Genomic DNA, 9203 nt, shown 5'->3' with positions numbered 1-9203 from the left:
GGGCGGGGGGGTCCGCATCCCTCAAGAGACAAGGAGGCGTGAAGATGGCGGACAAGAGGCTCTGGATCCTGGTGGCCAACGCGAGTCGCGCCCGGCTCTTCGCCACGGATGCGAAGGCGGAGAAGTGGGACCTCATCGAGCAGTTCCAGCATGACGAGAGCCGCACCAAGCCCGTCGAGCTGTTCAACCAGGCGGACAACCCCAACGCGGGCACGCTGCACGGCCCGGTGCCGGAGAACGACCCGAACGGCCGCAGGGAGCTGGAGCACGAGCGCTTCGCCCGGGAGCTGTCCGGGCGCCTGGACAGGGGCGTGGACTCGCACGCGTTCGACCAGCTGGTCATCGCGGCGCCTCCGGCCTTCCTGGGCATGCTCCGGGGGCTGCTCAGCACGCGCGTGAGGCAGCGGGTACGGCTGGACCTGGACGCGGATTACTCCAGCCTGCCCGCGAGGGAGCTGCCTGACCGGGTGCCGGTGTTGTAGGCGGCCAGCCGGACAGGGGGTTCGGGGCCCGGGTTCTGGTATAGGAATCCGGGTCCTCTCCTTTGCGCCGGCGTGCCATGCCTTCTTTCATACTGCCGTCCCTGACGCTGCGTGGGCGGCTGCTGCTGTACATGACCCTGGTGTCGTGCGTGCCGCTGCTCGCGCTGACCGGCATGCAGGACAAGCTGATGCGCCAGCAGACGGAGGCGCAGATCAACACCTCCCTGCGCATGGAGGCCGAGGGGTTCAAGGACCTGCTGGAGTCCACCCTGGCGGAGCGCGAGTCGAGCGCCCACAGCTGGGCGGAGGACCCCATCCTGCGCCAGGCGCTGCGCACGAAGGACCCCACCGCGAGCGACGCGATGCTGTCGCTGCTCCAGCGGCGCTATCTCACCCTCAACGGCATCGTGCTCTTCAGCGACGACGGCGTGGCGGTCTCCGCCAGCACGCCCGCCCTGCGCGAGGCCTACGCCGGGAGCGCGGAGGCGGTGCGCAAGGCGCCGTGGTTCCAGAAGGCGCAGGCCGGCGCCACCACCGCCGAGGGCGTGGAGGCGGAGGACCCCATCTACAGCGTGCACGTGCTGCCGCTGGCGGTGCCGGTGATGGACGAGCGCGGCCAGCGGCTGGGCGTGCTGCTCGCCGCGTTCGACTGGGGCCAGGTGGGAGAGCTGGTGAAGCCCGCGCTCGCCCGCGCCCAGCTCCGCGGCCACGCCAGCTTCTCGCTGGAGATCCAGGGCGCGGACGGCCGGACGCTGTTCGACACGCGCCGGGGCGCGCACGACGACGCGGGCCGCGTGTCCGTGACGGCGGTGAACGGCGCGGAGGTGCGCGACGTGGGGGACGGGTGGAGGTTCGTCTCCCAGGTGGACCCCGCGGAGGCCTACGCGCCCCTCAACGGGATGCGCCGGCTGGTGCTGGGGCTGGCCGCCCTCTTCGTGGCGGCGGTGGGCCTGGGCTCGTGGGTGCTGGCGCGCGGCATCACCCGGCCGCTGCGCGCGCTCGGCGAGGTGGTCCGCCGCGTGGTGAAGGAGGGCGACCTCACGCAGGAGATGGAGGTGAAGGCGGGGCGGGACGAGGTGGGCGAGCTCACGCAGGCCTTCGCGCAGATGATGAAGAACCTGCGCGAGACGGCCACCAGCCTCCAGGAGGGCACGCACGTCCTCAGCGAGACCGTGGCGGAGCTGAACCTCGCCTCCGAGGTCCAGGAGCGCAACGTGGCCCGCCAGGCCGCCGCGCTCCAGGAGACGCAGGTGACGGCGCAGGAGATCAAGCAGACGTCGCTGCTGGCCGCGGAGAAGGCGGAGACGGTGCTGGGCGTGGCGTCGCGCGCGGAGGAGGTGGGCCGCGCGGGCGAGGTCGCCATCCGCGACAGCCTGGGCGGCTTCCAGGGGCTGCACGAGCAGTCCGGGGAGATGGCCATGCGCATCGTGCAGCTCAACGAGCGCACGCAGCAGATTGGCGGCATCACCCAGACGGTGAAGGACCTGGCGGACCAGTCCAACATGCTGGCGCTCAACGCGGCCATTGAAGCCGTGCGCTCGGGCGAGCACGGCAAGGGCTTCAGCGTGGTGGCGCGCGAAATCCGCAACCTGGCGGACCAGTCCATCCAGGCCACGGAGAAGGTGCGCGACATCCTGGGGGACCTGGGCCACGCCATCATCTCCACGGCGAAGATGACGGAGCAGAGCCACTCCAGCGTCGCGGAAGGGCTGGAGCAGGTGCGCACCAGCGGCGAGCACCTGAAGGAGCTGGCCACCATCGTGCAGGACAACGCCGCGGCGGCGCGGCAGATCGCCGGGGCGGTGAACCAGCAGAACGCGGGCATCGCGCAGATCTTCAGCGCGGTCACGGACCTGTCCTCCATGATGACGGAGACGCAGACCAGCCTGAAGTCCACCACCGGCGCGGCGAAGCGGCTGCAGGAAGTCGCCAGCCAGATGGAAGGCGTCGCGCGCGCCTACCGCATCTGAACCAGGAGCCACCGTGTCCGCCGTCCCCGCCGTGAAGGCCGTGCTGCTGGACCTGGGCAACGTGCTGGTGTTCCACGACAACGCGCTGCTCTTCGCGAGGCTCGCGGCGCGGGCGGGGTTGGAGCCGCGAGAGGCCGCCAGAAGGCTCACCGGCGCGGGCTGGACGGCGGCGAACCGGGGCCTGCTGGACGCGGAGGGCATCCGCCAGGACGTCTGCGGCGCGCTGGGCGTGGAGCTGCCCATGGAGGAGTTCGCGCCCCTCTGGAGCAGCCACTTCCAGGTGCACGACGCGGTGCTGCCGCGCGTGGAGGGGCTGGCGGGCCGCGTGAAGCGGGTGCTGGTGTCCAACACCAACGCGCTGCACGTGGCCTGGCTGAAGCCGCGCTTGCCCGTGCTCCAGCGCTTCGACGCGCTGGTGATGAGCTGCGAGGTGGGGCACGTGAAGCCGGAGCCGGCCATCTACCAGCTCGCGCTCCAGAAGGCGGGCTGCGCGCCGGAGGAGGCCGCCTTCTTCGACGACCTGCCGGAGTTCGTGGACGCGGCCCGCGCGCTGGGCCTGCGCGGGTTCGTCTTCACGGACGCCCCCGCGTTCGACGCGCAGCTCAAGTCGCTGGGGCTGTGAGCCCCGACGCGGATGGATTCCGGATCCATCCGCTCGAATGGATATTGACGTGACGGCCTCTCATGCCGATACATTCCGGGCCGAAATCCATCCAAGCGGATGGATTTTGGGAGTCCACGGCACATGGCTCGACCGGAAACCTCCTGGCTCCGTCCCCTCGCGGAAGCCGTCAGGGCGCAACGCACGAAGCTTGGATTGACCCAGCAAGAGGTCAGCGTCCTGGCGGGATGCGGACCTGTCTTCATCTACGACGTGGAGAGCGGGAAGAAGGCCACGCTGCGCCTGGACAAGCTCCTGGACGTCCTCCACGTCCTGGGACTCCAGCTGACGCTCGAGCCGGGCCAGCAACGCCTGCGGGTGAGCGAGCCGGCGTCATGATCCGCCCGACCGAAATCGAAGTCGCGGAGGTGTGGCGCGAGTCCACCCATGTCGGCGCCATCACCCGAACCACTCACGGCTCCATCTTCGAGTACGCGGCGGACTTCTTCGAGCAACACGCGGCAAGGCCTGGCGGCATCGCGGTCCACCTGCCCTATTCGAGACGCCGCACCGAGACCCTGGGAACCAACCTCCACCCCTACTTCGCGGGGCTTCTTCCTGAAGGACTGCGCCTGCGGGTCCTCCTCCAGAACGTCAAGACGTCGGAAGACGACCTGCTCAGCCTGCTGGTGGCGGCGGGGGCCGATACCGTGGGGGACCTCTCCGTCGTTCCCCAGGGACAGAGCTTCCCGCGCCCCGTCCCTCGCGGAGCGAAATGGAAGCCAGGGTCCGTTCTCTTCACGGACCTCTTCGCCCAGAGCCTCCCGCGACTGGGGACGGAGAACACCGAGCCGACGATTCCAGGCGTCCAGGAGAAGCTCTCCGCCTCCACCATCTCCTTCCCGGTGTCTACGCCGGGGCAGCGCGACTACATCCTGAAGCTCAACCCGAGGGACAAGCCCGAGCTCGTGCGCAACGAGCACTTCTTCATGGGCATGGCGAAGCAGTGCGGCTTGCGCGTCGCCGCCACGCGGCTCATCCATGACCGCGATGGGAACGACGGGCTGCTCGTCGAGCGCTTTGATCGCAGTTGGGAAAAGGCGGAGAAGCGCCTGCGCCGCATCCACCAGGAGGATGCCTGTCAGTTCCTGGATCGCTATACCAGCGACAAGTACCGGCTCACCTGCGCGGCCATCGCCGAGGGCCTTCGCGAGAACTGCGCCGCGCCCGTTCCCGAGCTTGCGCGCTTCCTCCACCTGCTCGCGTTCAGCTACCTCATCGGGAACGGGGACCTGCACGCCAAGAACGTGAGCATCCTGGCGGAGGGGCCCGGAGGCGGTTTCCGTTTGTCACCCGCCTATGACCTGCTGACCACCCTGCCCTACGGCGATCACCGCATGGCCCTGAAGTTCGAAGGGCGCGACGACAACTTCCGGCGCGCGCACTTCATCGCTTTTGGCGAGCGCTACGGCGTGAACGCGAAGGCCGTCAGCACCCTGCTCGACAAGCTGTGCGTCAGCGCGGAGCCCTGGCTGGAGCGCCTGGAGGAGATTGGCTTCGACGCGCGCCGCACGGACTTCCTCCGGCGGACGATGCACAAGCGCCTCCAGGAGCTCCGCGCTCCGTAGCGCTCCTACCGGTAGCGCGCGAGCGGCGGCTCGCCCTGGGCGGCCTCCGTCCACTTGAGCATCGCGGGCAGGCCCAGCACCGCGTCGCGGTACGCGGCGTTCTCCGGACGGAACGGGACGCCGTAGGTGACGAAGCGGGTGACGACGGGCGCGAAGAACGCGTCCGCGATGGAGAAGGCGCCGAAGAGGAAGGGCCCTCCCTTGCCGTGGCGCTCACGGCAGCCCACCCACAGCGCCTGGATGCGCGCGATGTCCGCGTGCACGCCCGGCGCGTCCACGCCCGGCACCGTCTTGCGCGCCAGCAGGTCCATGGGGAGGTTCGTGCGCAGCGCCGTGAAGCCCGAGTGCATCTCCGACGTCACCGAGCGCGCCATCGCGCGCATCGCGCGGTCCTCCGGCCACAGCTTCGCTTCCGGAAAGGCCTCCGCCAGGTACTCGCAGATGGACAGCGAATCCCACACCACCGTGTCGCCGTGCTTGAGCACCGGCACCCGGCCGCTGGGCGAATGCATCGCGATGAGCGCCGCCGTCTCCGGCGTGTCCAGCGGCACCAGCACCTCCCGGAACGGCTGGCCGGTGTGGGCCAGGGCCAGGTAGGGGCGCAGCGACCACGAGGAGTAGTTCTTGGAACCAACGACCAGGGTGAGCTCGGACATGGCGCGGCACCATACCGCCGCGCGTCCGGCCGTCAGCCTCAACCGTCCGCGCGCGCGCGCTTACGGCCCAGCAGTGAACGCACGCGTGACAGGAGCGCCCGTCCGTCGCGGCCCTCCGCCTGTGAGTCGATGCGGAACACCGCCACCGGCAGCCGGATGTTCTTCAACTCGTTGCGGCCCAGCTTCACGGGAGGCGCCCTCAGCCGCCCCTCCAGCTGCGCGGCCACCGTCTCGCTGACGTAGACCGTGCCTGGGCGCGCCAGGGACTCGATGCGGGCCGCCAGGTTGACGCCTTCCCCGAAGATGTCGCCGTCGCGGTGCACCACCATGCCCAGGTGCGCGCCCGCGCGGACGGACATCCGCCGCTCGGTGGGGACGGCGCGGTTGCGGGCATCCACGGCGGCGCGCCACTCCAGCGCGAAGGCCACCGCGGGCAGGCCCGACTCGAACTCCAGGAGGAAGCCGCCCTCCTCCATCCGCTTCACCTCGCGGCCACCGTGGCGGGCGAGCAGTCCTCGCACCAGTTGGCCGTGCTCCTCATGCAGCGCTTGTTGTAGCGACTCATCTCGCCAGCGTTGACCTGCGGGGGCCTCCATGTCCGTGAACATGATGGCCGACATCGTCCGGGGCTCCGGGGCCTCCACCACCATCGTGCATCCTCCCTCCCCCCGGCGTGAGACGACCGAGATGCTACCGCACGTCGGGCGCCGGCTCCCAACCACCCCGGGAAGGCGCCCGGACGGCGACGTTCCGGGGAACGCAACCGTGCGAAGACAGAGGCGGATCCAGGTCCGCATCCCTACGGTAGCGACTTCCTGACGCGACGCACCAAGCACCCGTGAGGTTCTGGACCGCGGTTGTCCTGCACCCGACGCGTCGCGGTGGGAGTGCGTCCGGTGCGAGTCAGGTGATGGGCGCGCGCCACGTCCGCGCCGCTCACGGAGGTCCTACGGGCGATGATCCACTCAGACGAAAAGGTCCGGCAGATGGCGCGCTCGCTGCTGCCGTCGAAGCACCGGGAGGCCGCGCGCTTCGCGAAGGCGCGCATCCACCGCGCGGCCCGCCAGGAGGCCCGCCAGGAGCTGGAAGGGTGGATGAAGGCCGGGGACGTGGAGGATGACCTGCCCTCCTTGGCGCCGTGGGAGCGCAAGGAGATCAGCATGGAGGTGCGGTGGCGGCGCGACGGCGACAAGCTGATGCCGTTCATCCGCTGGGCCACCGCTCGCACGCGCGAGCTTCGCCGGGAGGACCGCCTGAGCCACGTGCGCAGCCTGCTGCCCAGGGGCGTCATCGGCGAGCACGCGCTGGGCCACGTGAAGCACACGACCGCGTTCGAGGACCCCGTCGAGAAGGCGTGGCGCAACCGCTACTGGCTGCGCAAGCAGGCGCGGCGCAAGGGGGCACTGCTGGATCGAGGTGAGCAGGCGCGACTGCTGCGCGCGCTCATCCAGGAGCCCGACGGTCAGCGCACCTTCAATCGCTTCCTACGAGAACGCCACACCTGGGCATCCGCGCCGCGCACCGCGACGTCGCGACCCCGCGGAGGCATTCCGCCGCACCGGCCGCTCCTGGGCCTGCATGACGTCCTGCCCTTCCTGGACACCCTGACGCGGCATCCCTGGGGCAACGCCGTCCGCACCTGGGGACAGCAGGAACCGCCAGCGCACTGGGTGCGGCTGTTCCTCCAGCACTTCAAGGCGCACCGGGGACACATCCCTTCCGTGCGCGCAACGCTGGAGGCGGAGGGACTGATGTCCTCCCGCCCCCTCGGGCAGCCCTGCTTCAGCGAGCCGGAGCCGCGGACGCAGCCTGCGCGCCCTTCAGCTCGTTGACCACGCGCGCAGCGCCGTACACGTGCTCCAGCGCGGCCATGATGCCGTCGCCGTGCACCGCCACCGCGCGGTTCGTCTCCGGCACGTAGAGGTAGCGGCCTCCCAGCGACGGCAGGTTGCCGTCGAAGATGAGCCCCACCACCTGCCCGTCCCGGTTCACCACCGGCGAGCCGGAGTTGCCGCCGATGATGTCGTTGGTCGTCGCCATGTCCAGCGGCGTCGCGTCCGGCACCTTCCCCTTCGCCTTCACCCACGGCGCCGGCAGCTTGAAGGGCTCCTTGCCCGTGTCGCGCCCGTAGGCCCCACCGAACGTGGTCAGCGCCGGCACGGCCTTGCCGTTGTCCTCCCAGCCCTTCACCTGCCCGTAGTTGAGCCGCAGCGTGAACGTCGCGTCCGGAGCGCCCGCCGTGCCGTTCACCAGCAGGTACGCCTTCGCCAGCCGCTCGCCGTTGCGCTTGAGCACCGCCTCCACCGTGTCCTCGTAGCGCTTGCGCGACGCGCGCGTCTCCGCGTCCACCTTGCGCGCCAGGACGATCATCGGATCCTTCGACGCGTCCACCGCCGCCTTGCCGCCCTCCAGCAGCGCCTGGCGCACCTTCACGTCGCCCAGCTTGGAGCCCTTCACCAGCGCCTTCGCCAGGTCCGCAGGGGCCTCCTTCTCCAGCACCAGGCGCACGAACGGATCATCCGCGCCCAGCGTCTCGCGCAGCTTGTTGAAGCCGAACGTCAGCGTCAGCGTCTCCAGCTCCGCCGGGATAGGCGCCTCCCGCAGCAGCCGCTGCTTGAGCGCCGGCAGCTGGCCCTCGGTGTACTCGCGCAGGCGCTCCGCGTTGGCCTTGGGCAGCTCATCCGCCGCGCGCACCAGCGCCTGGGCGTAGGAGAACAGGTCGGAGCGGAACGCATCCCCCGCGCCCTTCATCCGGTAGCCGCTCATCATCCGGCGCCACACGTCCAGCGCCTGCGCCGTCTCGTCCCACATGCCCTGCGTCAGGGCCTTCGCCTGGGGGTTCGCGTCGATGCGCTTCTTCAGCTCCGCCTCCTCCTGCCGCTTGCGCGCGAGCACCGCGGGGTCCGCCAGCGTCTCCTGCCGGCCCTTCAGCGCCTTCAGGCCGTTCTCCACGCCGCGCAGGCTGGAGCGCGCCACGCGGAAGCGCTCCGGCGACGCGCTGGTGAACTCGCGCAGCGCGCCGCGCATCTCCGACAGCTGGAGCAGCGTCTGGGGCAGCGCCACGTCGCGCTGGAACTCCAGCTCCGCCACCGTGCTCTTGCGCTCCGTGCCGCCCGGGTGGCCGGAGACGAAGACCAGGTCCCCCTCCTTCGCGCCCTCCTTCGCCCACGGCAGGTAGTCCGGGCTCTTCGCCGGCGCGTCGTCCTTCCACACGCGCACGAAGGACACGTCGTAGCCGTAGCGCGGGAAGTTGAAGTTATCCGCGTCCCCGCCGAACGCCGCCATGGAGAACTCCGGCGCGAAGACGAGCCGCACGTCCTGGAAGCGGCGGTACTTGTAGAGCTGGTACTTGCCGCCGTTGTAGAGCGTCACCACGTCGCACCGCACGTCCGCGCCGGTGGTGCACGCGCCCTCCACCGCGGCCATCTCCTTCTTGAGCGCGGTGTTGAAGGCCGCGCCGGACAGCCCCTTCGTCGCCGCGTTCATCCGCTCGGTGACGTCCGTCATCTCCACCAGCTGGTTGGCTTCCACCTTGGGACAGCGCCGCTCCTCCTTCGCTGACTTCGCCTGGAAGCCCTTCGCCAAGAGGTCGTCCTTCGCGGTCGTCAGCTCTTCAATGCAGCTGCGCACGCAGTGGTGGTTCGTCATCACCAGGCCGTCCGGCGACACGAAGCTGGCGGAGCAGCCGCCCGCGAGCCGCACGGAGCCCAGGCGCACCTTGTCCAGCCACGCCTGGGTCGGCTCGAAGCCGTAGGCCTTCTTCACCTGGGCGGCGGGAAAGGCGTCGTAGGTCCACATGCCCTCTTCCGCCGCGGCGGGGAGGGACGACAGCAGGCCAAGCGCAAGCAGTGTGCGGTACACGGAGA

The 9203-nt window shown here is 70.2% G+C and carries 9 protein-coding genes; 6 read left to right on the top strand and 3 right to left on the bottom strand.

Annotation, left to right across the window (positions count from 1 at the left end; all coding sequences use genetic code 11):
• The 5 genes from D7W82_RS22905 to D7W82_RS22885 form a co-directional block, all read left to right on the top strand.
• On the top strand, nucleotides 1-482 hold a 482-nt coding region (locus tag D7W82_RS22905; RefSeq protein WP_233587884.1), incomplete at its 5' end, for a host attachment protein.
• A gap of 77 nt (nucleotides 483-559) precedes the next feature.
• A complete protein-coding gene (locus tag D7W82_RS22900) occupies nucleotides 560-2452 on the top strand; it encodes a methyl-accepting chemotaxis protein (RefSeq protein WP_120620383.1) in 1893 nt (630 codons plus the stop codon).
• Between the two features lie 13 nt (nucleotides 2453-2465).
• Nucleotides 2466-3074, top strand: coding sequence for an HAD family phosphatase (locus D7W82_RS22895; RefSeq protein ID WP_120620382.1), 609 nt, complete (start codon nucleotides 2466-2468; stop codon nucleotides 3072-3074).
• 99 nt (nucleotides 3075-3173) lie between these two features.
• Nucleotides 3174-3452 (top strand): helix-turn-helix domain-containing protein, encoded by a 279-nt coding sequence (locus tag D7W82_RS22890; protein ID WP_370451068.1) that lies wholly within the window; start codon nucleotides 3174-3176, stop codon nucleotides 3450-3452.
• Nucleotides 3449-4681 carry a type II toxin-antitoxin system HipA family toxin gene (locus tag D7W82_RS22885; RefSeq protein ID WP_158617711.1) on the top strand — a complete coding sequence of 411 codons (1233 nt, stop codon included), beginning with the start codon at nucleotides 3449-3451 and terminating at the stop codon, nucleotides 4679-4681. Before D7W82_RS22890 ends, D7W82_RS22885 begins: the two co-directional genes overlap by 4 nt.
• A gap of 5 nt (nucleotides 4682-4686) precedes the next feature.
• On the opposite strand, the gene D7W82_RS22880 is transcribed toward D7W82_RS22885, so the two are convergent.
• Together D7W82_RS22880 and D7W82_RS22875 are read right to left on the bottom strand one after the other, a co-directional pair.
• A complete protein-coding gene (locus D7W82_RS22880) occupies nucleotides 4687-5337 on the bottom strand; it encodes a glutathione S-transferase family protein (RefSeq protein WP_120620380.1) in 651 nt (216 codons plus the stop codon).
• Between the two features lie 38 nt (nucleotides 5338-5375).
• Complete coding sequence (locus tag D7W82_RS22875) at nucleotides 5376-5987, bottom strand: adenylate/guanylate cyclase domain-containing protein (protein WP_120620379.1); 612 nt, start codon at nucleotides 5985-5987, stop codon at nucleotides 5376-5378.
• Between the two features lie 306 nt (nucleotides 5988-6293).
• On the opposite strand from D7W82_RS22875, the gene D7W82_RS22870 reads away from it, so the two are divergent.
• The gene (locus D7W82_RS22870; protein ID WP_120620378.1) at nucleotides 6294-7169 is read left to right on the top strand and encodes a hypothetical protein; all 876 of its coding nucleotides are present in this window, start codon (nucleotides 6294-6296) and stop codon (nucleotides 7167-7169) included.
• Here the strand turns inward: D7W82_RS22870 and D7W82_RS22865 are convergent.
• The gene (locus D7W82_RS22865) at nucleotides 7120-9198 is read right to left on the bottom strand and encodes a S46 family peptidase (protein WP_120620377.1); all 2079 of its coding nucleotides are present in this window, start codon (nucleotides 9196-9198) and stop codon (nucleotides 7120-7122) included. The two genes, D7W82_RS22870 and D7W82_RS22865, sit on opposite strands and share 50 nt — an antisense overlap.
• Between the last annotated feature and the right edge of the window lie 5 nt (nucleotides 9199-9203).

Origin of the sequence: Corallococcus sp. CA049B (assembly GCF_003611685.1) — a bacterium.
In the GTDB taxonomy this organism is placed as follows: Bacteria; Myxococcota; Myxococcia; order Myxococcales; family Myxococcaceae; genus Corallococcus; species Corallococcus coralloides.
This window is presented reverse-complemented; position numbering and strand designations above follow the sequence as displayed.